Below are 23,330 nucleotides of genomic sequence, written 5' to 3' on the forward strand. Positions count from 1 at the left end.
CGAGTGCAACCGCACGCGGGCACGCGGTATTCCGTCGCCGTCGGGAGCTCCGCCCTAGGCGAATGCGCGATCGAACGCGGTGACGGGGCTCGGCAGCACCGTCTCCCCGGTCAGGTACCGGTCCACCGACGCCGCGGCGGCGCGCCCCTCGGCGATGGCCCACACGATCAGGGACTGGCCGCGACCGGCGTCGCCGGCCACGAACACCCCGGGGAGGTCCGTCGCGTAGTCCCGCTGCCGCTCGAACGCGCCCCGAGCGTCGCGCGGCAGCGCGATCGTCGCGTCCTCGACCGCCTCGGGGCCCGTGAACCCCATGGCGATGAGCACGAGATCGGCATCGATGAGGCGCTCGGTGCCGGGGATCGGCACGCGCCCCTCCTCCGTGAAGCCGGTCTCGGCGACCCGGAGCGCCCGCACCGCGCCGTCGGCGTCGCTCACGAACTCGACGGTCGACGCCAGGTAGCGGCGCTCCCCGCCCTCCTCGTGCGAGCTCGACACCTCGAACAGCGTGGGGTGCACGGGCCACGGCTGCGCATCGCTGCGGCTCGACGACGGCTTGCGGCCGATCGCCAGGTTGGTCACCGAGCGGGCGCCCTGGCGGTGCGCCGTGCCGATGCAGTCGGCGCCCGTATCGCCGCCGCCGATCACCACCACGTGCTTGCCCCGGGCGTCGATGGGCCCCGCGACGCTGCGATCGGTCGCCCGGCTGCGGTTCGACGCCGTGAGGTACTCCATAGCGAAATGCACGCCCGGAAGATCGCGGCCCGGAATCGGCAGTTCCCGCGGCACGGTCGCACCGGTGGCCACCACGACGGCGTCGAAGCGGCGGCGCAGCTCGCTCCAGGCCATGTCCCGACCGACCTCGATGCCGCAGCGAAAGCGGGTGCCCTCCTGCTTGAGCTGCTCGACGCGCCGCGCCACGAGCTCCTTCTCCAGCTTGAAGTCGGGGATCCCGAAGCGCAGCAGCCCCCCGGGCTCCTCGTCGCGCTCGTACACCGCCACCGTGTGGCCGGCGCGCGTGAGCTGCTGGGCGGCCGCGAGGCCGGCCGGACCGGATCCGACCACGGCGACCGTCTTGCCCGTGAGGCGCGACGGCGGCTGCGGCTGCACCCAGCCCTGCGCGAACGCCTGGTCGATGATGCTGTTCTCGATCTGCTTGATCGTGACGGCCGGCTGGTTGATGCCGAGCACGCACGCCGATTCGCAGGGCGCCGGGCAGGCGCGCCCCGTGAACTCGGGGAAGTTGTTCGTCTCGTGCAGGCGCTCGATCGCCTCCCGGCCGCGACCGCGGTGCATCAGGTCGTTCCACTCCGGAATCAGGTTTCCGAGCGGGCAGCCCTGGTGGCAGAAGGCGACGCCGCAGTCCATGCAGCGCGACGCCTGACGTGCGACGAGCTTCGGATCGGCGGGATCGACGACCTCTCGCCAGTCTTTGAGTCGCAGCGCGACGGGACGCTTCGGGGCGAGCTCGCGCTCGCGCACCTTCAGGAATCCGCGGGGATCAGCCATGGGTCGCCTCCAGGATCTCGGACCAGACCCGCTCGCCGTCGGGGTCGATGCCCTGCTCGTTCGCGCGCACTCGGATCTCGAGCACCCTCGAGTAGCCGCGCGGGATCAGTCGGGTGAAGCGCCGGAACAGGCGCTCGGGGTCGGCGTCGAACTCGGCCAGCAGCTCGCCGGCGATCTCGGACGCGGTCTGCTCCCGATGCCGGCGCAGCAGCGTCACGATCTGCTCGCGGAGCCCCTGCTCCTCGGCGGACACGGGGTGCAGCATGAGCGCTCCGGATCCGAGCTCCGCCGAGTTGACGTCGGCGGGATCCAGATCGAGGATCACCGCCTCGCCGCCCGACATGCCGGCACCGATGTTGCGCCCCGTGGGGCCGATGATCAGCGCGAAGCCGCCGGTGAAGTACTCGAGCGCGTGATCTCCCGTGCCCTCGACCACGGCGGTGGCACCCGACCCCCTGACGAGGAAGCGCTCTCCCACCGTGCCCGCGATCCACAGGTGGCCACTCGTCGCCCCGTAGCCGATGGTGTTGCCGGCGATCACGTTGCCGAACGCGGGATGCCCGGCATCGGGGTGCGGCCGGATGGCGATCTCGCCTCCCGAGAGCCCCTTCCCGACGTAGTCGTTCGCGTCGCCGATGAGTCGCAGCGCGATTCCGGCCGGCAGGAACGCCCCGAGGGACTGCCCGGCCGAACCCGTGAGCGTTACGTCGATCGTCTCGGGCGCCAGGCCGCCGGAGCCGTGGCGCTTCGTGACCTCGTGGCCGAGCATGGTGCCCACGGCGCGGTCGATGTTGCGGATGGGCAGGTGGACGATCACCGGTTCGCGGCGCTCGAGCGCATCGGCGGCCATGGGGATGAGCCGCGTGTCGAAGTGCTGCTCGAGGCCGTGATCCTGCTCGGCGCCGTGCCTGCGCGGGGCATCCGCGGAGAACTGCGGGCCCCGCAGGATCGGCGTGAGGTCGAGCCCCTCGGCCTTCCAGTGCCGGATCGCTCCGTCCACGTCGAGGGCCGCGGTGTCGCCGACCGCCTCGGCGAGCGATCGGTAGCCGAGCGAGGCGAGGATCTCGCGCACCTCCTCAGCGATGAAGCGGAAGAAGTTGACGATGTGCTCCGCCTGGCCTGTGAAGCGCTCCCGCAGCTCGGGATTCTGCGTGGCGACGCCCACCGGGCAGGTGTCGAGATGGCAGACCCGCATCATGATGCAGCCGGAGACCACGAGCGGCGCCGTCGCGAATCCGAATTCCTCGGCGCCGAGCAGCGCCGCGACGACGACGTCGCGCCCGGTCTTCAGCTGACCGTCGGCCTGCAGCACCACTCGCTCGCGCAGGCCGTTGAGCATGAGCGTCTGCTGGGCCTCGGCGAGACCGAGCTCCCACGGCGATCCCGCGTGCTTGAGCGAGTTCATGGGGCTGGCGCCCGTGCCCCCGTCGTGCCCGGAGACGAGGATCACGTCGGAGAGCGCCTTCGCCACGCCCGCGGCGACCGGACCGATGCCCGACTGCGCCACGAGCTTCGTGGAGATCCTCGCCGCGGGATTCGCCCGCTTGAGGTCGAAGATGAGCTGCTTGAGATCCTCGATCGAGTAGATGTCGTGGTGCGGAGGCGGTGAGATGAGGCCGACGCCGGGTGTAGCGTGCCGGGTCCGCGCGATCCAGGGATACATCTTCTGCGGCGGGAGCTGCCCGCCCTCGCCGGGCTTCGCGCCCTGGGCGAGCTTGATCTGGATCTCATCGGCGTGCGTCAGGTACATGGACGTCACCCCGAAGCGACCCGAGGCGACCTGCTTGATCGCGCTGCGCCGCTCCGGATCCAGCAGCCGCTCCTCGCTCTCGCCGCCCTCGCCCGTATTGGACCTGCCGCCGAGTCGGTTCATCGCGATCGCGAGGGTCTGGTGCGCCTCCGGCGAAATGGAGCCGTAGCTCATCGCCCCCGTGGCGAAGCGCTTCACGATCTCGCTGACCGGTTCGACCTCGCCGAGCGGCACGGGCGGGCGCTGCGGGGCGAAGGCGAAGAGCCCGCGGAGCGTCATCAGGCGCTCCTGCTGCTCGTTGACGCGCCGGGTGTACTCGGCGAAGACCTCGCGGCGCCCGGTGCGAGTGGCGTGCTGGAGCTTGAAGATGGTCTCGGGGTCGAAGAGGTGGGGCTCCTCGCCGCGGCGCCACCGGTACTCCCCTCCCGTCTCGAGGTACTTGTGCGCGAGCACCGCCGGATCGTCGGGGTACGCGGCGCGATGGCGGGCGGCCACCTCGCTCGCGATCACGTCGAGGCCGACGCCGCCGAGCTTCGATGCCGTTCCCGTGAAGAAGCGGTCGACCACGCCCTGGGACAGGCCGATGGCCTCGAACGTCTGCGCGCCGCAGTACGACGCGACGGTCGAGATCCCCATCTTGCTCATCACCTTGAGCATGCCCTTGCCGAGCGCCTTGATGAGACGGGTCACCGCCTCATCCTCGGTGATGTCCGGGATCGAACCGTTCCGCACGAGCAGACCCACCGATTCCATGGCGAGATACGGGTTCACCGCCGCCGCACCGTAGCCGATGAGCGCGGCGACGTGGTGCACCTCGCGCACGTCGCCGGCCTCCGCGATGAGCGCGACCCGCATGCGCTGCCCCTCGCGGATGAGGTGGTGGTGCACCGCGGAGATCGCGAGCAGCGACGGCACCGGGGCCAGATCCTTGTTCGAATCGCGGTCGGAGAGGATGATGAACTCCGCTCCCGCGTCGATGGCGGCGCTCGCCTCGAGGCACATGGCCTCGAGGCGATCGGCCAGGCCCTTCGCGTCGTAGTCGACCGGGTACAGGCCGCGAATCGTCACGGCGCGCTCACGCTCCGGGTCGTCGCCGAAGTGCTGGATGCGGGCGAGCGCGTCGTTGTCGATCACCGGGAAGTCGAGGATCACCTGCCGCGCGTGGTCCACCGACTGGGTGAGCAGGTTCTCCTGCGGGCCGATGCTGGTGACCAGGCTCGTCACGAGCTCTTCTCGGAGCGCATCGAGCGGCGGGTTGGTGACTTGCGCGAACTGCTGGACGAAGTAGTCGTAGACCAGGCGCGGCCGGGTCGAGAGCGCGGCGATCGGCGTGTCCGTGCCCATCGCCGCGATCGGCTCGATCCCGTCGCGGGCCATCGGCGTGAGCAGCAGGCGCAGCTCTTCCTCGGTGTATCCGAAGGTGCGCTGCCGGCGGGTGATGGACGCCGGCGGGTGCACGAGATGCTCGCGCTCGGGCTGCTCCGAGAGCCGGATCAGCCCCTCGTCGACCCACTCGCCCCACGGCGCGAGCCCGGCGAGCTCCGCCTTCACGGTCTCGTCGTCGCGCATGGCCCCGCTCGCGAGATCGACGGCGAGCATGCGCCCGGGCTGCAGTCGGCCACGGCGGGTCACGCGCTCGGGAGCGATGTCGAGCACCCCGGTCTCGCTGGCGATCACCAGCACGCCGTCGTCCGTCACGAGGAATCGTCCGGGGCGCAGGCCGTTGCGATCGAGCGTCGCCACGAGCTGCTCGCCGTCGGTCGCGATCATGGCTGCCGGACCGTCCCACGGCTCCATCACCAGGGAGTGGTACTCGAGGAAGCTCACGAGTTCCGGGTGCAGCCCGGCCTCGGACTCCCAGGCCTCGGGCACCATCATGGCGAGGGCGTGGGGCAGCGAGCGCCCCGCCATCACGAGCAGTTCGAGCACCTCGTCGAAGCTCGCGGAATCACTGCCCCCGTCCGAGCAGATCGGCAGCAGCGGCCGCACGTCGCCGAGCAGCTCGGAGGAGAGCTGCTGCTCCCGCGCCCGCATCCAGTTGCGGTTGCCGCGCACGGTGTTGATCTCGCCGTTGTGGGCGACCATGCGCAGCGGCTGCGCGAGGTGCCACGACGGGAAGGTGTTCGTGGAGTAGCGGGAGTGCACGATCGCGAAGCGGCTCGCGAATCGTTCGTCGGAGAGCTCGGGGTAGAACGCGGGCAGCTGCAGCGTGGTGACCATGCCCTTGTAAACGATGGTGCGCGCGCTGAGGGAGGGCAGGTAGCAGCCGGTCTCGTGCTGCACGCGCTTGCGCGTGCGGTACGCCCGGCGCTCGAGCTGGTCGGTGTCGAGCACCTCCCCGGCGGCGGGCACGAGGATGAGCTGCTCGATGACGGGGCTCGCCTCGCGCGCGCTCTCCCCGAGCACGTCGGGCCGCACCGCGACGGGGCGCCACGCCAGGGCGCTGAGCCCTTCCTCGGCGGCGATCGCAGAAACTCGGTACCGCACGGCCCTGCGCTCCGTGGACGCGCGCGGCAGGAACGCGAGGCCCGCCGCGTATCCACCCGCGTCCGGCAGCCGGAGCGCGGGATCGAACGCGTCCAGGGCGCCCCTGATGAAGGCGTCGGGCAGGTCGGTGAGGATCCCCGCCCCGTCGCCCGTGCCCGCGTCGGAGCCGATGGCGCCGCGATGCTCCAGGTTCTCGAGCGCTTCGAGGGCGAGCGCGACGATGTCGTGGCTCACCGCACCCGTGAGCGACACGACCGAGGCGAGGCCGCAGGCGTCGCGCTCATCCGCGGGGTCGTAGAGGCCGACCCGAGCGGGGAAGGACCCGGTCGCGGGCTTCGGGGTCTGCGTGCTCGGGCTCCCTGGGCGTACGTTCATCGACGTCCTCTCTGATCTGCGGGGCGTCGACGGCCCGGGCGGTACCACGCTCGACGGCCGCGCTGCGTATCACGACGCGACCGCACGACACGGTGGCTGGAACCCCAAATTTACCACTCGTTTCTTCGGTGAAACTAATTCGAAATCGTAGTTTCTACAACAGATTCGGAAACCCGCGCATTTTCACCGAACATCATGCGGAAACGCACGATTTTCGCCGCACACGACGAAGCCCCGTAACACGATCGAAACACGGGCGTCGCCCGGGTGAAATCGAGCCCGAAAACACGAACGTCCGATAGTCGGAACGCCGCCCGGAGGCCGTTCAACTATCGGACGCGCGCCGCTCGATCAGGCGATCCACTCCCAGGAGGACACGAGCTCAGAATTCGTCCTCCGTGAGCGCGGATCGCCGGTCCGGGCTATCCGCCGAAGCTCGCGGTGTCGCCCACCAATCGGGTGTGATCCTCGGGCACCGGGTCGACCGCGGCGCGCGCGACCTCGGCCGCGAACTCCGACACGTTGTAGAGCTTCCCGGCCTGCTCGCGGCGCTCCTCGATCGCACCAGGATTGAGCCGGTTCAGCAGGGTCGCGGTGACCGTGCCCTCGATCATGTCGCCCGACACCACGGTGAAGCCGATCCCCCGCTCCTGCAGCTCGGGGACCCGCTCGCGAAGCGCGTCCTCGCCCGCCCGCTTCGAACGCGCGACCGGCTCGTACTCGGGCATCGTCGGCGTCGAGCGGATGAAGTGCGCCTGGTGGCTCGTGACGAAGACCACTCGCGACCCCTCGCCCATGAGCGGCAGAGCGGCGTCGAGCACCGAGAGCTGCGCGTCGCGATTGAGCCGCAGGGCGTAGTCCTCCCCCATGCCGCTCTCCATGCCCCCCGAGGCGTTGAGCACGAGGATGTCGAGACCGCCGAACTCCCGTCGCACGGCCTCCATCATGCCCGCGACCGAGTCGGGATCGGTGAGATCTGCGCCCTGCACGATCGCGCGCACGCCCAGTCCGCCGAGCTGGGCCGCGAGCTTCTCGGCGCGGGGAGCCTTGTTGCGGAAGTTGACGACCACGTCGGCTCCCGCCTCGGCGAAGTACCGCACCGTATCCGCGCCGATACCTCGGGAGGATCCCGTCACGAGCGCGCGGCGGCCGGCGAGGCTGCCGGGTTCAAGAATCTGTGTCACAAATGCTCCTCATTCGTCTCGATCACGTGCCTCCAGAGTAGTCGAGCGCCGGGGCAAAACCCGGTATGGGGTATCGGGAAGCCCGGTCGAGCGGGTACGCTGCAAAGCGTGGCGAGGGCGCCTCTGGAACCGGTGGCGCCGGAGATTCACCCGACAGGCGAGGAGGTTCTCACCATGGCCGACCGTACGCTTCGCGGAACGCGCATCGGCGCGACGAGTCTGCAGGGCGAGGAGGGTGTCGAGCTCTCGCCCAGACGGACCGTGGAATACCTCACCGATCGCGGCCTGCGCTTCTCCGTACTCTTCGACGCCGACGCGGAGCCCCCGGCGGAGTGGGTGGATCAGAAGAGCGGTGAACTCGGCTTCCTCGACGACGAGGCGGGCCGAGCCGCGCGCGCCGAGTTCGAGGAGAAGGAGTCGTCGCAGCGCACGCCCTGGGACATGCTCATCGAGCGTCGCACACGGGAGGAGCTCGAGGAGCTGCTCGAGGAGCGGCTGCAGCTCCTCCGCGCTCGCCGCGGCGGTGCGTGAGCGGTCAGTCCCCGTTGCGCGCCGCGCGCCGCGCTCGGAGCGCCCCGACGGCGCCGAGTGCGAGGCCGAGGCCCCCGATCACCATCCACCCGGCCGCGATCGTCGCACCGAATCGCAGCGCCGGGGTCTCACCCAGCGTGCGGGGCACCTCCGCGACCATCGCCCCGGCGGTGTGCGGCACCAGCCGGTCGAGATCCGAGCCGTCGGGCGCGACGACGGCGCTCGTGCCGACCGTCGAGATGTTCACGAGGCTCCGCCCCGTCTCGATCGCGCGCAGTCGCGCGATCGCCAGCTGCTGCGCGCTCTCATCGGTGCGCCCGAAGTCGGCGTTGTTCGTCTGCGCGAGGATCAGCTCTGCACCGTCCCCCATCATCGCCACGGCCTGCGAGTCGAAGATGATGTCGAAGCAGATCGCGATTCCGGCGCGCACCGCTCCCCCCGTGGTGTCGATGTCGTACGCCGCGGGCCGGGTGCCCGCCGTGTACTCGAGCTGCACGAGATCGACCAGATCGGGCACCAGTGCGTGGAAGAAGTCGCGATTCGGCATGTACTCGGCGAACGGCACGGGGTAGCGCTTGTCGTATCGGCCCGGCATCTCGCCCGCCTCGCCCCACACGAGTGAGCTGTTGGTGTAGCTGCCATCGTCGTTCGGAAGCACCGAGCCCACCACCACGGGGGCTCCGGCACGCTCTGCCAGCCGCGCGACCCGATAGCCGTTGAGCGGGCTGCCCGGCAGGTCGAACTCCGCGCTGTTCTCCGGCCAGACGATGAGGTCCACGGCCTCGCCCTCGGCCTCGAGGCGATCGAGCAGCTGCGACGTCGCCGCGATGTGGTCGTCGATGACCGAGCCGGATTCGCGATCGTCGAAGATCCCCGATTTCGAGTTGCCCTGGATGGCGGCGATGCGCAGCGTGCCCGCCCGCTCCAGCGGCGCCGGCGGGATCAGAGCGAGCAGCAGGACCAGCGCCGCCGACGATGCGACGGCCCCGACGATCAGCCGACGTCGCGGGCGGAGGGCGCCCGCCACCGCGATCGGCAGCGCGCAGGCCAGAGCCAGGAGCCCCGAGAATCCGCTGAAGCCGAGCCAGGAGACGGCCTCCTGCAGCGGGCCGTCGGACTGCGTGTGCACGAGCCGACCCCAGGGGAAGCCGCCGTAGGGCCACGCGCCCTGCACGCCCTCGCGCACCGCCCAGAGCCCGGCGACCGCCAGGGCCTGGACGAACGGGAGCGCTCGACGCGCTCGCGGCGCCTCCGCCGCGAGATGGGCGAGACCGCGCGTCGTCACCGCGGCGGCGAGACCGAACAGCGCGAACCACAGCGTCATCACGGCGCAGAGGGCGAGCCACGGGATCGGGCCGAGGTAGAGGGTGAGCCAGGAGATGTGCGGACCCCAGAAGGCGGCTCCCGCCACTGCGCCGACGGCGAGGCCCGTGCGCCATCGCTGCTGCCACACGCCCGCGATGATCAGAGCGGCGCCCGGCAGGGCGGCCCACCACCACGCGAGCACGGGGCTCGCGGTGTCGAGCAGCAGCCCGCCCGCGGCCGCGCACGCGAGCGCGGCCCACCAGGGCAGCCGCGCCACCGTACCCGGCCGCGCGGCTGCGACGTCACTGCCCACTGGAGGCCTCGACGATCCCGCGACGCACGCGGCGCTTCGCCTCGCGGGACACCCGGGCGAGCTCACCCAGGCGGTCCTCTTCGAGCCCCGCGACCACGGCGGTCTCGCACGCCTGAGCGATCTGGTCGAGCAGGTCGATGGTCTGCTTCGACCAGCGCACGAAGTCGCCGGCGCCGATGCCCGAGCGCTCGAGCACCTCCTCGATGGGTCGACCCGACGCCCAGGCGTGCATGGTCGCTGCGAGGCCCGCGTGCGGCATGTCGCTCTGCGGAAGACGGGCGCGTTCGAACAGGTCGTCGAGACGCGCCCACGTCTCGAGCACACGATCGTGTGCGGCGACGAACGCCGCTCCGCCCGGCAGCCGGGGCTCTCCCTCGTCGTCGCGTCGCGGCTCGTAGCTCAGCACGCAGCACATGGCCGCGAGGCCGGCGGCGTCGAGCCCGCGCAGCACATCGTGGCGCAGGCACTCGGCGACGAGCAGATCGCGTTCGCCGTAGATGCGCCGCAGCAGCTCGCCCCATGCCGTCACCTCGGGCTCGCCGCCGTTGCGCTCGAGGTAGCCGAGCTCGAGCAGCAGCGACACCACCCGGTCGAAGGTGCGCGCGATCGTTCCCGTCCGGGAAGCGATCTGCCGCCTCCCGCGCTCGATCCGGCGGCGCAGCTTGCGCGCCCGGTCCTGCCAGCGCCTGCGATCCGCGCCCTGCGAGCGGGCCGCCGCGGCGTCGTAGCCTTCCAGCGAGCTCTGCTCGGCGCGCAGCTCCCGCGCCTGATCGACCACCGCGCGGTCGGCCTGGAACTGGGCGAACGAGAGCTCCAGCGTGTCGCGCACGCGCGCCTCGTCCATGCGCTGCAGCAGGTTGACCGCCATGTTGGGCGTGGGGCGGAAGCTGGATCTGACCGGGAACGACCGCGCGCCGGCGAGATGCGCCAGCGCCTCGAGATCGACGCCGTCGCTCCACACGACGACCGCGTGGCCCTCGGTGTCGATCCCGCGCCTGCCGGCCCGGCCGGTCAACTGGGTGTACTCCCCCGAGGTGAGCGGCACCCGCTGCTCGCCGTTGAACTTGTCGAGCCGCTCGATCACCACGGCGCGGGCGGGCATGTTGATGCCGAGCGCCAGGGTCTCGGTGGCGAACACGAGTTTGACGAGCCGACGCTGGAAGAGCTGCTCGACGACCGTCTTGAAGGTCGGCAGCAGCCCGGCGTGATGCGCAGCCACCCCGCGCTCCAGCCCGGCGAGCCACTCCCGCACCCCGAGCACGCGCCGCTCCTCGTCGCTCATGTCGCGCACTTCGGCGTTCGCGATGCGCCGGATCTCCTCGCGCTCATCCCGGCTCGTGAGCGAGACCCCCTCGAAGAGGCACTGCCGCACGGCCTGGTCGCACCCGTTGCGGCTGAACACGAAGACGATGGCCGGCAGCAGGCGGGTCTCGTCGAGCGCGCGCACGATGTCGGCGCGCGACACACGACGGGCGCGTCGCACCGGTGCGCGACCGCGCGCGCGGTCACGCCCGCGATCCCGATAGCCCGACGACTCCCGGCCTCCCCGAGGCCCTTCGCCCCGCGCCCGCCCGCCGGATGCGCGCCCGCCCTCGAGCATGCGCAGCTCGGGGTTGATGCGGCCCGCACGCGCGGTCACGGCTTCGCCGTCGCGCCCGACGTAGAGCGGGAGCAACGCCTGCGAGGTGAGCACGTGCTGGTACAGGGGCACCGGCCGGTGCTCGGAGAGGATGACGTCGGTGTCGCCGCGCACGGCGTGCATCCAGTCGCCGAATTCCTCGGCGTTCGACACCGTGGCCGAGAGCGCCACGAGGCGCACACTCTGCGGCAGGTGCAGGATGATCTCCTCCCACACCGCACCGCGGAAGCGGTCGCCCAGGTAGTGCACCTCGTCGAGCACCACGAACGCGAGCCCGTCGAGCGGCGAACGGGCGCCGGCCCCGTCTTCGGTCCCGTCGGCGTAGATCATGTTGCGCAGCACCTCGGTCGTCATCACGACGATCGGGGCGTCGCCCCGCAGGTTGACGTCGCCCGTCAGCAGGCCGACCTCCTGCTCACCGTACTCAGCGCACAGCTCGTGGAACTTCTGGTTCGACAGCGCCTTGATGGGTGCGGTGTAGAAGATGCGCGCGTCGCGCTCCCTGCGCGCGAGGTACACAGCGAACTCCGCGACCGTCGTCTTGCCGGATCCGGTGGGCGCCGCCACCAGCACGCTGCGCCCGTCCTCGAGCCGCTCGCAGGCGGTGCGCTGGAAGGCGTCGAGGGGGTACCCGATGCGCTGCGCGAAGTGCGAGAGGGCGGTCTCAGCCGTCATTCGGCGACCTTCGACGGGTCGTCATCGATCCCGTACTCGGCGAGTTCCGCGGAGCGGCGCTTGTCGGCTCGTCGATCGTGCAGGATCGCGATCCCCGCGGCCCCGAAGTAGAGCACCACGATCGGCGCGGCGAGCATGAACATGCTCATGAGGTCGGCCGCAGGGGTCGCGATCCCGGCGAAGAGGATGATGCACAGCAGTGCGACGCGCCAGCTCTTGAGGATCGATGCGCCCCGCAGCACCCCCATGAAGTTGAGCATCACGAGGAACAGCGGCAGCACGAATCCGACGCCCACCGCGAGCAGCAGCTTGATCGTGAAATCGAGATAGCGTCGTGCACCGATGAACGCCGCGTCCTCCTCCGGCGCGAAGCTCGTGAGGAGCGTCACGATGTTGGGGATCACGAGCCACCCCGCGTAGGCGCCGCCGAGGAAGAGCGGGACGGCGAGCCCCAGGAACCCGAAGCCGTACAGCTTCTCGCGCTTGGTGAGGCCCGGCGCCAGGAACGCCCAGATCTGATAGAGCCAGACCGGGCAGGCCAGGATCACCCCGATGAACAGTGAGATCTGGATCTTGAGGTCGAACGCGCCGGTGATGTCGTCGTAGTTGATCTGCGCGGTGCGTCCCTGCTGCTCGGCGATGTCGTAGATCGGCTGCCGCAGCATGTCCCAGACCCAGTCCGAGAGGAACCAGCCCGCGACGAGCCCGATTGCGATGGCGATCGCTGAGATGAACAGGCGATTGCGGAACTCGATGAGGTGCTCGCCAAGGCTCATCCGCCCCTCGGACTTGCGCTGTTTGCGCGCCTGCTTCGCCATTCGTTCAGTGTATCCCAGCCGATGCTGCACGACCGCGACCCGCACGTCGGCGGCGATGCCGCAACCTAGTCGTCGTATGCGGCTCTCGCGCGTTCCGCCCAGGCGCGCACGGCGGCTCTCGCGTCCTCCGGGTGCTCGATCACGATCTCGCCGGGCGCGCGCTGCACGAGGCGCACCGCGGCGCCCGGATGCCACGCCTCGATCCGCACCCGGACATCGTCGCCGACGGCGCCGATCGGCTGCGGCGAGAACGACGCGATCCGCGAGAGTGCGCGCTGCGACACCCTGGCCACGATCTCGGTCATGGCGGCACGGTCCTCAGCCACGGCGGCTCTCGGCGCGACCGACTCCGGCAGCATGCGGAGTTCGCGCATCTGATCGACCCTGAAAGTGCGCTCCGCCCGCCGATCCAGGCAGTAGGCGCGCAGATACCACTCACCCGATTCTTGGGTGAGCGTCAGCGGTTCCACACGCCGCGACGTCTCGGCGCCGGAGACGTCGCGGTACGCGAACGCCAGCACCCGCGCGGCGGTGATCGCGGCCACGACCTCCGGGATCCTGGCGTCCTCCGGATCCGCGGTGACCGTGACCGGACGCCGATCCGGCCCGCCGAGCGCGCGGCTCAGCTTCGCCGCGGTGCGACGCGCGAGCCGTGCATCGTCAGGGGGCAGCACCGGGGTGAGCGCCTGCAGACCCGCGATGAGTGCGGCCGTCTCCGTCTGGGCGAAGCGCGGCGTCTCGTCCACCGCGACGGTCCGGGTAAGGCTGACGACGTCATCCCGTTCCAGCGCGTCCCAGTCGATGTCGAAGAGGTCCTCGTGCTGATAGCTCATGGTCTCCCCCGGCACGCCGGCGGTTCCGAGGAATCGCACGAGCGAGCGCAGCAGATCGGCGGGCACGTCGAACGCCTCCGCGAGCATCGGCACGGGTGTCGGTCCGTGCTCGCGCAGATACGGCACCAGCGAGAGCAGCAGCAGCACCCGATCCGGAGCGATGACGTGCTTATGCATCGGAGACCGCCCCCTCTGCATGCTGCGCCGCGATCCGCCGCAGCCCGAAGACCACGAGTTCGCGCAGGTCTTCTGGGGCCAGCACCGCGACATCGGCGCCGTAGCCGATCAGTTCGGCGGCGAGCATGTGGCGGTCGAGCACCCCGACGCGCAGCTCGACCTGCTCCTCGCCGTCGCGCCTTCCCGCTGCCCCGTCGGCCCCCGCGCCGAGCGGCGCCGAGCGAGGCGCGAGACGGGCCTCGGCCACGGAGGCCCTGCGCACGCGGAGCACGGCCTGGTGCCGCTCCGGTAGACGCAGGAGATCCTCGACGATCCCGTCGGCGCGCCCGTGCAGCGCCGCGTCGAAGCGCGCGGTCGAGACCTGCACCGGTGTGGAGATCCGCGCGAGCAGGAACACCCGGTCGGCGTTCCGATCCAGATCGTGCGCGATGAGGTGCCACCGTCCTTCGACGCGGTGGAGTCGCAACGGGGCCACCCGGCGCGCGAGGGGCGCGTCGCGGCCCGGCAGCGTGTAGCCGAAGCTCACCACCCGGTCCTCGTCGATCGCGCGCTGCAGGGGCGCGGCCGCCGGCTCGGCCGAACCGAGGCTCGGAGCGACTCCGAGCTGCCTCACGTCGAGGCCTGCCCCGAGCGCTTCGAGTCGCATCGCCGCCCGGCGCGACTCGGCGCTCAGACTTCCCTCTCGCCACGCGAGCGCGGCGAGCCTGAGCAGCATCAGTTCACGCTCGTCGAAGCGCAGATCCGCCGGGAACGCGAACAGCTCCTTCGCGATGCGGTAGCGGGTGAGCTGATTGTTGCCCGGCTCGAGCGGCGAATCGCGCGTTTCGATCTGGATGCCGAGATCGCGCAGCTGCTCCTTGTCGCGCTCGAACTGCCGGTCGAGTGCGGCGCCCGGCCCCTCGGCGCGGTAGCGCTCGGCGTAGCCGTACACCGACGACAGCAGCTCGCGCTTCGTGAGGCCCTCGGGGCTCACGACCAGGGCGAGCACCAGACTGAAGATGCGCTGCTCGCCGGGCACTCGGCCGGCCACGGCTGCCCTCAGTTGACGCCGACGATGTCGACGACCACCACCTGCGCCTGCTCGCCCTGCTCGTGATCGATGATCACCACCTGCGATCCGACGGTCTTTCCGGTGAGCTCGGCGCGGAAGGCGTGACCGGACTGCGCGATCTGCTCCTCGGTGCCGAGCGCCATGAGTCCGGATTCCCAGGTGTTCGTGCGCTCCTCGCCGTCCCAGCCCACACTGAGCACCTGCGCGATGACGTTGTCGTCGGGCGCCACCTCGTCACCGGCCCCCGCGATGCGCACGGCGGATTGGGTGCCCGCCGGCGCCGGGCGCGGCGGCAGCACCACGCCGGGGCGGCCCTCGTCGTTCGTGACGACCGCGGGGTAGCCGGACGGAAGACCGCGCACCGGTCCGCTCGCCGCGAGCGGGCTCGTCGATACGGTGTCGATCACACCGACGATCGGAGCCGCTCCCGCGCCGCCGAGCTGCATCGCGAACTGCGCGCTCTCCTCGGGAGACAGCGCGAGTACCACCCGCTCGCCGGGCACCGTGCAGCGCACGGCCTCGCTCAGCGGGTTCGGCGCATCGGCCGAGACGAGCAGCAGCTCCGGAGACTGCGCCGCGTCGGCGAAGCCGGGGCTCTGGTAGAGCTGCTGGCCGCTGCCCGCATCGAAGAACGCCATGTTCACCCCGACGAGGGTCCCCTCATCGGCGGCCCCCGAGCGCTGCTCGGCCGACTCGACGACCGTGCGCTGCGAGACGAGGATCTCGGCGCCCACCGGGGCGGAGATCCGGGGGGCCTCGCCGAATGCGGTCGTCACCGCGACGGCATCGCTGAGCGCGCCGGGCTCGAGCTGAGGCTCGCAATCGGCGGCCATCCGCTGCGCGCTGCAGCCGGTCGCACCGGCCAGGAGCAGCGCAACCGCTGCGGTTGCGGGAACCAGTCGACGAAGCATATGCACCTCTCGCAGAAGCCTGTGTGAACCTCGCTATCCTATCGAATCAGTCTGGGGAGGATGCTCCTGACGCGCGGCGCCGGCCCTGTTGTCGGTGCCGTTGTCGGTGCCGTCTCCGTCGTCGCCCGCGTGGTGCTCGTCGAGGGCGCCGCGGTCTCTGGCGAAGCGCCGTGCCTCGCGCACCTTCTTGCGCAGCACCTTGTCGCTCTTGCCGCGCTCCCCGACCGCCTCCGGCGTCCAGACCCGCTCGGGCTCCGCGCCGCCCAGGTCCGGCAGCCAGCTGGCCAGATCCTCGTCGGTGAAGTCGCCCTTCGACGCGCGCCGCTTGAGTTCGGGCAGCACCGTTCCCGGGGCCAAGCGGCGAGCCGTGATGAGGAAGCCGGTGTGGGCCACCATTCGGTGGTCCGGTCGCACCGCGAGTCCCTCGACGTGCCACCCGCGCACCATGGTCTCCGACGATTGCGGGTGGGTGAACGCCGCGCTGCGGCGGATCTCCTCGGCGGTGCGCGAGAGCTGAGTCGCGGTGGCGACGTAGCAGATCAGCACCCCGCCGGGCGCGAGCGCCTCGGCGGCGACGTCGACGCACTCCCACGGGGCGAGCATGTCGAGCACCACGCGATCGATGGTTCCCGCCGGGCACGCGGTCGGCAGCGTCTCCTGCAGATCGCCCACCGTGACGGTCCAGTTCCGCGGCGCGCGACCGGCGAATGCCGCCACGTTTCCGCGGGCGACGTCGGCGAACTCCTCGCGCCGCTCGAACGAGAACAGCCGCCCTTCGGGTCCGATCCCGCGCAGCAGGTGCAGGGAGAGCGCGCCGGAACCGACGCCGGCCTCCACGACCCGGGCGCCCGGGAAGATGTCGGCGAGCGAGAGGATCTGCGCCGCGTCCTTCGGATAGACGATCGCGGCACCCCGCGGCATCGACATCACGAAGTCCGACAGGAGCGGGCGCAGGGCGAGGTACTCCTCGCCGGTGCTGTTCACGACCACAGACGCATCGGGCAGACCGACGATCTCGGAGTGACGGATCATGCCGCGATGGCTGTGGAACTCGCCGCCCTCCACCAGCGTGACGGTGTTGAGCCTGCCCTTCGGACCCGTGAGCTGCACCCGGTCTCCGTAGGCGAGCGGTCCGCGGGGAGCGGGCGCGCCCTCGAGCACGCCGGCGGCACCGGCAGGCTCGCGCTCCGGTCGCCGCCGCAGCAGTCCGAAGCGTGAGGCGAGGCGCTCGGCGTCGACCCCGGCGAGCGTCGGCCACAGCTCGTGCGCCGAGGCCTGCGAGAGGTCGACGAGATTGGGCACCCCGATCGCGATCGCACCCGCAGCCCGCGCCGACCCGACGCCCGGCGCCGAGTCCTCGATGGCCAGGCACTCCTCGATCGCGGCGCCGAGCAGCTCGGCACCGCGCAGATAGGGTTCGGGGTGGGGCTTCTCATGGGCCACCTCATCGCCCGTGACGCTCGCCGCAAAGGTGCCGGCGGGAAGCATCTCGAGCACCACGTCGGCGATCTCGCGCACCGACATCGTCACGAGCGCGCTCGGGATGCCCGCTTCGGCGAGCGAGACCAGCAGCTCGAGGGCGCCCGGGCGCCACTGCGGCTCTGAGGCGCGAAGACCGGCGATCACGCCCTCCGCCCACTCCGCGATGATCTCGTCGGTCTCGAGCGGCACGCCGAGCTCCTGGAACAGGCCGGCGGCGGCCCGCAGCCCCGAGCCGACCATGCGCTCGCTCAGCTCGGGACTCAGCTCGATCCCGTAGCGGGCGAGCATCGCGTGCTCCGCCGCGAGCCACAGCGGCTCGGAATCGATCAGGGTGCCGTCCATGTCCCACAGCACGGCGGCCGGGGCGGGAGGAGTGGGGATCGCGCTCATCCCAGCAAGTCTAGCGACCGCGGGCCCCGAATCCGGCGCGCCGCGGCATCCGGCGGACCCGTCCCGGCTGGCACCCGCGCGCGCAGCCGATATCCTGGTGCAGATCCGTCCCGACTCGAGGAGCGCTGCTTCGTGACCGCACCCGCCGCACAGTACCCCCGCGTGCTCATCGCCGCCTTCCAGGGCTGGAGCGACGCCGGCGACGCGACGACGGAGGTGCTGCAGCACCTCGGCGAGCTCCTCGACGCCGAGGTGCTCCACGTCATCGGATCCGAGGGCTACGTGGATTTCCAGGTGCACCGCCCGCGGCTCGTGCTGGACGCATCGGGCCGGCGCACGCTCGAGTGGCCCGACACCCGGCTCTACGGAACGGTGCAGCGCCCCGGAGAGCCCCGCGTCGCCGAGACCGATCAGAGCGCCGACGCCGATCCGGCGGTCGAGACCGTGCACCGCCTGGACGGCAGCCCCGTCAGCGACCTCTTCCTGCTCGCGGGTGTGGAACCCGCGCGCGACTGGCAGAACTTCGCCGACGAGATCGTCGAGCTCGTCGACGTCTGGGCGATCGATATCGTCATCCTGCTCGGCGCCATGTTCTCGGATGCGCCGCACTCGCGCCCGATCGTGACCACGCTCACCTCGGAGAGCCCGGAACTGCGCGCGCAGACCGGGGCGGAGCGCAGCAGCTACGAGGGCCCGGCCGGCATCTCCGCCGTCGTCGATCTCGCGCTCGCGGAGGCGGGGATCCCGCCCGTCTCCCTGTGGGCGCAGGTGCCGCACTACGTGCACAGCACCCCGTCGCCCAAGGCCACGCTCGCGCTGCTCGACAAGCTCGAAGAGCTGCTCGACGTCGTGATCCCCCGCGGCGAACTGCTGGCGCAGGCGAACGAGTGGGAGGCGAACATCAACCGCATCGCCGCCGCCGACGAGGAGATGTCGCGGTATATTCGCCGCCTCGAGGAGTCCCGGGACGAGGCGCTCGCCGCCGAGACCACCGGCGACGCGATCGCGATGGAGTTCGAGAAGTTCCTCGAGCGGGATCGGCAGAACCCCGCGGTGGCCGAGTCTCGCCCCGGGGAGGCACCGGAACGCGGGGACGAACCGGTCGTCGGGGACGACCCCTCAGACGGGGAGGAGCCCTCCGACGGGGAGACCGACCCCCTGTCGGAATCCTCCTAGACCTCGACGCCCAGCAGCGCCAGCACGGCCGATTCGACGAGCTCGGGGTCGTCGACCCCGCGATCGAGCGCCGCGTCGAGGATCGCGAGCATGACCGGCGTGTCGAGATCGTTGGCGAGCGCGGCGCGCAGCTGCTGCACCACCGCGTGCGCCGATGCCGGATCCTGCCCAGCACGACGCACGCCGGTGCGCCAGGCGTCGAGGCGACGCGTGGCGATGTCGAGATCCGCGTCGTGCCACTCCCACTCGGAGCGGTAGTGGTGGGCGAGCAGCCCGAGTCGGATGGCCGAGGGATCGGCCGCCGGAACGCTGTGCGTGCCGTTCAGCAGCTTCGACACGAACACCAGGTTGCCGCGAGACTTCGACATCTTGTGGCCTTCGTACGACACCAGGCCCGCGTGGCAGTACGCATGGGCGAGCGGGGTGCCCGAGATCGCCGTCGCGTGGGCCGCGGTGTACTCGTGGTGCGGGAAGACGAGGTCGGATCCACCGCCCTGCACGGTGAACGCCCCGCCCAGCGCACGGGTCGCGATGACCGAGCACTCGATGTGCCACCCCGGGCGCCCCGCGCCGACGACCGATTCCCAGGTGGGCTCGCCCGGGCGCGCCGCGCGCCACAGCAGCGGGTCGAGCGGGTTGCGCTTCCCCGGGCGCTCGGGGTCTCCGCCGCGCTCGGCGCTCAGCCGCAGCATGAGTGCGCGGTCGTAGGGCGCCACGTCTCCGAGACGCCACTGCGATGCACGCTCGGCGGCGTCGGTATCGAAGTAGACGTCCTCGCCCTCGACGCCCTCCGTCGGCACGGAATACGCCAGACCCAGCTCCATCAGCTCGCGCACGGCCGCCGCGATCTCGTCGATCTGCTCCGTCACCGCGACGTAGTGCTCGGGCGGGATCATGCCCATGCGGTGCATGTCCGAGCGAAAGAGGCCGATCTGCTCGTCGGCGAGATCGCGCCAGTCGACTCCGGTGGCCGCTGCGCGCTCGAGCAGCGGGTCGTCGATGTCGGTGATGTTCTGCGCGTACACGGTCTCGATCCCGGCGTCGCGCCAGGCGCGCTGCATCAGGTCGAAGGTCAGATAGGTGAACGCGTGGCCCAGGTGCGTGGCGTCGTAGGGCGTGATGCCACAGACGTAGAGCAGAGCCCGACCCTCGGCGATCGCGGGGTACTCGAGGCGCCCGCTCGCGGTGTTGAACAGCTTGGGGACGATCCCCTCGCCCGGGAGGCGGGGAACGTTCGGCGGGGTCCAGGTTCTCACAGGCCGCCTCCGTTCGTCGCTGCGACCGCGACGGCGCCGTCGGCCGCCGCCATTCCGCTCTCGGCGCTGAGCACGCCCGTGCCGAGCAGCACCATGATGACGATGCCGAGAAGCACCCGATAGACCACGAAGGGCATGAAGCTGCGCTTCGAGATGTAGCTCATGAAGAACTTGATCACGAAGATGGCGACGACGAAGGCGATCGCCGACGCGAGGATCGTCAGAGACATGGGCGCTCCGCCGCTCGGCTCGCGCACCTCCTTGATCAGCTGGTAGAAGCCAGAACCGAGCACCGCGGGGATCGCGAGCAGGAACGAGTAGCGGGCGGCCGCCTCGCGGGTGTACCCCATCAGCAGGCCGGCGGTGATCGTGCCTCCCGAGCGAGAGACGCCGGGGATCAGCGCGAGAGCCTGGGCGAAGCCGTAGGCGAGGCCGTGCTTCCAGGTGAGCCGCTCGAGCGGACGGGTCTTCCGGCCGACCCGGTCGGCGACGCCGAGCAGCAGGCCGAAGACGATGAGCGTGGTCGCGACGAACCAGAGCGAGCGGAGCGTGGTCTCGATCTGATCCTGGAAGAGCAGGCCGAGCACCACGATCGGCAGCGTGCCGAGGATGATCCACCACCCCATGAGGGCGTTCGGATCGGTGCGCGGGATCCGGCCCGAGAGCGAGCGCGCCCAGGCGCCGATGATGCGCACGATGTCTCGCCAGAAGAACACGATCACCGCGGCCTCCGTGCCGATCTGCGTGATCGCGGTGAACGCGGCGCCGGCGTCGCCGATGCCGAGCAGCTCGGAGGCGATGCGCAGGTGGGCGCTCGACGAGATCGGGAGGAACTCGGTGAGCCCCTGGATGATGCCGAGGAGGATCGCCTCGAAGATTCCCATCGTTTCCTTTCGTGGCGGCAGCCGCGCACCGCGTCTGATTCGGGCCGCCGTCCAGGATAGCCCAGCGCGGAGCTCAGTACGTGCGCAGCAGGTCCACGAGCACCCGGTGGCCGAAGTCGAGCGCGTCGAGCGGCACCCGCTCGTCGACGCCGTGGAACATGCCGGGGAAGTCCAGGTCGGCCGGAAGCCGCAGCGGAACGAAGCCGTAGCCCGTGATCCCGAGCAGCGAGAGCGCCTTGTTGTCCGTGCCCCCGGAGAGCAGATAGGGCAGCACTCGCGCCTCCGGATCCGCGCGCCGCAGGCTCGCCGTCATGGCCTCGACGAGCTCTCCGCCGAACGGCACCTCGAGCCCGATGTCCGAGTGCACGGTCTCGATCTCGATGTCGGGGCCGACGATCCGCTGCACCTCCGCGAGCACGTCCCCCTGCTCGGCGGGAAGCGACCGCACGTCGACGAGGGCCTCGGCCGTGTCGGGGATCACGTTGTGCTTGTAGCCCGCGGCGAGCACGGTGGGATTGCTGGTGTTGCGCAGGCTGGCCTGGATGAATCCCCCGCCCGCGCCGAGGCGCAGCACGAGCTCGTCGGCGGAGACCTCGCTGGGGTTCTCGCCGAGGATCCCCGCGACCTCGTCGAGCAGCTCGCGCGTCGTGTCGCACAGCACGAGGGGCCACTCGTGGCGGCCGAGCGCGGCGATCGCCTCGGCGAGGCGGGTGACGGCGTTGTCGTGCCAGACCCGGGACCCGTGCGCGGCGGTGCCGCGGGCCCGCAGGCGGATCCAGTCCAGCGCCTTCTCGCCGGTCTGGATCAGGTACGCCCGGGTGCCCGCCACATCGATCGAATAGCCGCCCACCTCGCTGATCGCGGTCTCGGCTCCGGCGAACAGCTCCGGGTGGTTCGCCACGAGATGATGGGCTCCGTAGACGCCGCCGTTCTCCTCGTCGGCGAAGAACGCGAGCACGATCTCACGACGCGGCAGTTCGCCGGCGCGCAGCAACTCGGCCACGGCCGTGAGCATCATCGCGTCCATGTCCTTCATGTCGACCGCGCCGCGCCCCCAGAGCATGCCATCGCGGATCTCACCGGCGAAGGGATCCACGCTCCAGTTCGCCGGGTCGGCGGGCACCACGTCGAGATGACCGTGCAGCACGAGCGCCGGCAGCGCCGGGTCGGCGCCGGGGACGCGCGCGATCACACTCGCCCGGCCGGGAGCAGCCTCGAAGATCCGCGGGTCGAGCCCGAGCGCCCGCAAGTAGTCGGCCACGTACTCCGCAGCCGGGAGCTCGGGCTCGGCGTCGCCCCCGCCCCGATTGCTCGTATCGATGCGGATGAGGTCGCGCGCCACCCGCGCGGTCTCGGAGAGCGGCGTGTCGATCGGTTCCGGGCGCGCTCGCCCTGCGGGTTCGATGCTCATGCCCCCCAGCGTAGCCGGATCGGGAGGCTCGCCGGCCTCGGGCGGCGCCGAAACGCGGTACCCTCGCAGCAGGCGCCGCCGCACACGCGGCGGGACGAGCATGCGGAGGTGACCACGGTGAGTGCCGCGCGCCTGCCCGTCGCCGGGTTTCTCCTCGCGCTCGGCTCGGCGGCGAGCTTCGCGCTCTCGGGCGTCTTCGCGAGCGCGCTCATCGGGGCGGGCTGGAGCGCAGGGGCCGCGGCCACGGCCCGCATCGTCGTCGCGACGCTCGTGCTGGCGGCCCCCACCGCGATCGCCCTGCGCGGACGCTGGGATCTCGTGCGCCGCGCCTGGCGGTCGATCCTGCTCTTCGGCCTCCTCGCCGTCGCCGGGTGCCAGCTGGCGTTCTTCCTCGCCGTGGAGTTCATCCCGCCGAGCCTGGCCCTGCTCATCGAGTTCATGGGACCGGTGCTGCTGATGCTCTGGATGTGGCTGCGCACGAGGATCGCCCCGACGCGGGTGACGCTGCTCGGCGCCGCAATCGCCGTCGTCGGCCTCGTCGCGGTCTCCGGGGTGGGGCTCGGGGCCGCGCTCCACCCCCTCGGCATTGCGTTCGCGCTCATCGCGGCGATCGGCAATGCCGCCTACTACGCCGCGGGAGCCGCGAGCGACCACGGAATCCCGCCCCTGCCCTTCGTGGGTCTCGGGCTGGCCGTCGCGGCGGTCGCGCTCGTCATCGCGAGCGCCGTCGGGCTGCTCCCGTTCACGGCGACCGCGGTCGCACCGGTGATCGCCGATGCCGAGCTCTCGCCGATCGCCGTCGTCGCGGGCATGGCGCTCATCTCGACGGTGCTGGCCTACGTGCTGGGGGTGTCGGCGTCCCGCCGCCTCGGAGCCACCGTCGCCAGCTTCACGGGCTACTCCGAGCCGCTGTTCGGCATCCTGTGGACGATCCTGCTGCTCGCGCTCGTGCCGTCGGGATCGCAGTGGATCGGCGCGGCGCTGATCGTGGCCGGGGTCGTCACGGTGCGCATCGGCGAGCTGCGGGGCGCTCGGACGCGGCTGCGTGGCGCCCCGGGGGTCCGCGAGACCAGCAGGAGCGGCGAAACCGAGCCGAACCTCTCGGACTGAGCCGTTCGACGGCGATATTCCGCGCCGGTTCGACGTATCGGCGCGGTTTCGAAGAATGTCGAG

The 23,330-nt window shown here is 71.2% G+C and carries 16 protein-coding genes and 1 pseudogene; 3 read left to right on the top strand and 14 right to left on the bottom strand.

Going from position 1 to position 23,330, the window contains the following annotated elements:
• Positions 1-54: 54 nt before the first annotated feature.
• The 3 genes from EVS81_RS01160 to EVS81_RS01170 form a co-directional block, all read right to left on the bottom strand.
• Positions 55-1,509, bottom strand: a complete 1,455-nt coding sequence (locus EVS81_RS01160; protein ID WP_130108768.1) for a glutamate synthase subunit beta — start codon at positions 1,507-1,509, stop codon at positions 55-57.
• The gene (gene gltB / locus EVS81_RS01165) at positions 1,502-6,121 is read right to left on the bottom strand and encodes a glutamate synthase large subunit (RefSeq protein WP_130108769.1); all 4,620 of its coding nucleotides are present in this window, start codon (positions 6,119-6,121) and stop codon (positions 1,502-1,504) included. Before gltB ends, EVS81_RS01160 begins: the two co-directional genes overlap by 8 nt.
• A gap of 422 nt (positions 6,122-6,543) precedes the next feature.
• Positions 6,544-7,305, bottom strand: a complete 762-nt coding sequence (locus EVS81_RS01170) for an SDR family oxidoreductase (protein WP_130108770.1) — start codon at positions 7,303-7,305, stop codon at positions 6,544-6,546.
• A 174-nt stretch (positions 7,306-7,479) separates the two neighbouring features.
• Between EVS81_RS01170 and EVS81_RS01175 the strand changes: the two genes are divergently transcribed.
• On the top strand, positions 7,480-7,836 hold the full coding sequence (locus tag EVS81_RS01175) for an RNA polymerase-binding protein RbpA (RefSeq protein ID WP_130108771.1): 357 nt from the start codon (positions 7,480-7,482) through the stop codon (positions 7,834-7,836).
• Positions 7,837-7,840: 4 nt separating this feature from the next.
• Here EVS81_RS01175 and lnt read toward each other — a convergent pair whose 3' ends face one another.
• The 8 genes and pseudogenes from lnt to EVS81_RS15975 form a co-directional block, all read right to left on the bottom strand.
• On the bottom strand, positions 7,841-9,454 hold the full coding sequence (lnt, locus tag EVS81_RS01180) for an apolipoprotein N-acyltransferase (RefSeq protein ID WP_130108772.1): 1,614 nt from the start codon (positions 9,452-9,454) through the stop codon (positions 7,841-7,843).
• The gene (locus tag EVS81_RS01185; protein WP_130108773.1) at positions 9,444-11,768 is read right to left on the bottom strand and encodes a DEAD/DEAH box helicase; all 2,325 of its coding nucleotides are present in this window, start codon (positions 11,766-11,768) and stop codon (positions 9,444-9,446) included. The genes lnt and EVS81_RS01185 overlap by 11 nt, the downstream gene beginning before the upstream one ends.
• On the bottom strand, positions 11,765-12,586 hold the full coding sequence (tatC, locus tag EVS81_RS01190; RefSeq protein ID WP_240739906.1) for a twin-arginine translocase subunit TatC: 822 nt from the start codon (positions 12,584-12,586) through the stop codon (positions 11,765-11,767). The genes EVS81_RS01185 and tatC overlap by 4 nt, the downstream gene beginning before the upstream one ends.
• Before the next feature lie 65 nt (positions 12,587-12,651).
• Positions 12,652-13,596, bottom strand: a complete 945-nt coding sequence (locus EVS81_RS01195; RefSeq protein WP_130108774.1) for a helix-turn-helix transcriptional regulator — start codon at positions 13,594-13,596, stop codon at positions 12,652-12,654.
• A complete protein-coding gene (locus EVS81_RS01200; RefSeq protein WP_130108775.1) occupies positions 13,589-14,626 on the bottom strand; it encodes a helix-turn-helix transcriptional regulator in 1,038 nt (345 codons plus the stop codon). Before EVS81_RS01200 ends, EVS81_RS01195 begins: the two co-directional genes overlap by 8 nt.
• A gap of 8 nt (positions 14,627-14,634) precedes the next feature.
• Positions 14,635-15,558, bottom strand: coding sequence for a peptidylprolyl isomerase (locus tag EVS81_RS01205; RefSeq protein ID WP_130108776.1), 924 nt, complete (start codon positions 15,556-15,558; stop codon positions 14,635-14,637).
• Between the two features lie 33 nt (positions 15,559-15,591).
• Complete coding sequence (locus EVS81_RS15970; protein ID WP_240740039.1) at positions 15,592-16,719, bottom strand: tRNA (adenine-N1)-methyltransferase; 1,128 nt, start codon at positions 16,717-16,719, stop codon at positions 15,592-15,594.
• 198 nt (positions 16,720-16,917) lie between these two features.
• Positions 16,918-17,430: pseudogene (locus EVS81_RS15975) on the bottom strand (HAD family hydrolase); the annotation flags it as partial.
• 132 nt (positions 17,431-17,562) lie between these two features.
• Between EVS81_RS15975 and EVS81_RS01215 the strand changes: the two are divergent.
• Entirely contained in the window at positions 17,563-18,606 is a 1,044-nt protein-coding gene (locus tag EVS81_RS01215; protein WP_205879366.1) for a proteasome assembly chaperone family protein, read from the top strand.
• Here the strand turns inward: EVS81_RS01215 and mshC are convergent.
• From mshC to EVS81_RS01230, 3 genes are all read right to left on the bottom strand, one after another.
• Positions 18,603-19,862, bottom strand: a complete 1,260-nt coding sequence (gene mshC, locus EVS81_RS01220; protein ID WP_130108778.1) for a cysteine--1-D-myo-inosityl 2-amino-2-deoxy-alpha-D-glucopyranoside ligase — start codon at positions 19,860-19,862, stop codon at positions 18,603-18,605. The two genes, EVS81_RS01215 and mshC, sit on opposite strands and share 4 nt — an antisense overlap.
• Positions 19,859-20,746, bottom strand: a complete 888-nt coding sequence (locus EVS81_RS01225; protein ID WP_130108779.1) for an undecaprenyl-diphosphate phosphatase — start codon at positions 20,744-20,746, stop codon at positions 19,859-19,861. Before EVS81_RS01225 ends, mshC begins: the two co-directional genes overlap by 4 nt.
• Positions 20,747-20,819: 73 nt before the next feature.
• The gene (locus EVS81_RS01230; protein WP_130108780.1) at positions 20,820-22,157 is read right to left on the bottom strand and encodes a M20/M25/M40 family metallo-hydrolase; all 1,338 of its coding nucleotides are present in this window, start codon (positions 22,155-22,157) and stop codon (positions 20,820-20,822) included.
• 108 nt (positions 22,158-22,265) lie between these two features.
• Here EVS81_RS01230 and EVS81_RS01235 point away from each other — a divergent pair, with 108 nt between their 5' ends.
• Entirely contained in the window at positions 22,266-23,267 is a 1,002-nt protein-coding gene (locus EVS81_RS01235) for an EamA family transporter (protein ID WP_240739907.1), read from the top strand.
• Positions 23,268-23,330: the final 63 nt, after the last annotated feature.

Source organism: Leucobacter triazinivorans, assembly GCF_004208635.1.
Classification (GTDB): Bacteria; Actinomycetota; Actinomycetes; order Actinomycetales; family Microbacteriaceae; genus Leucobacter; species Leucobacter triazinivorans.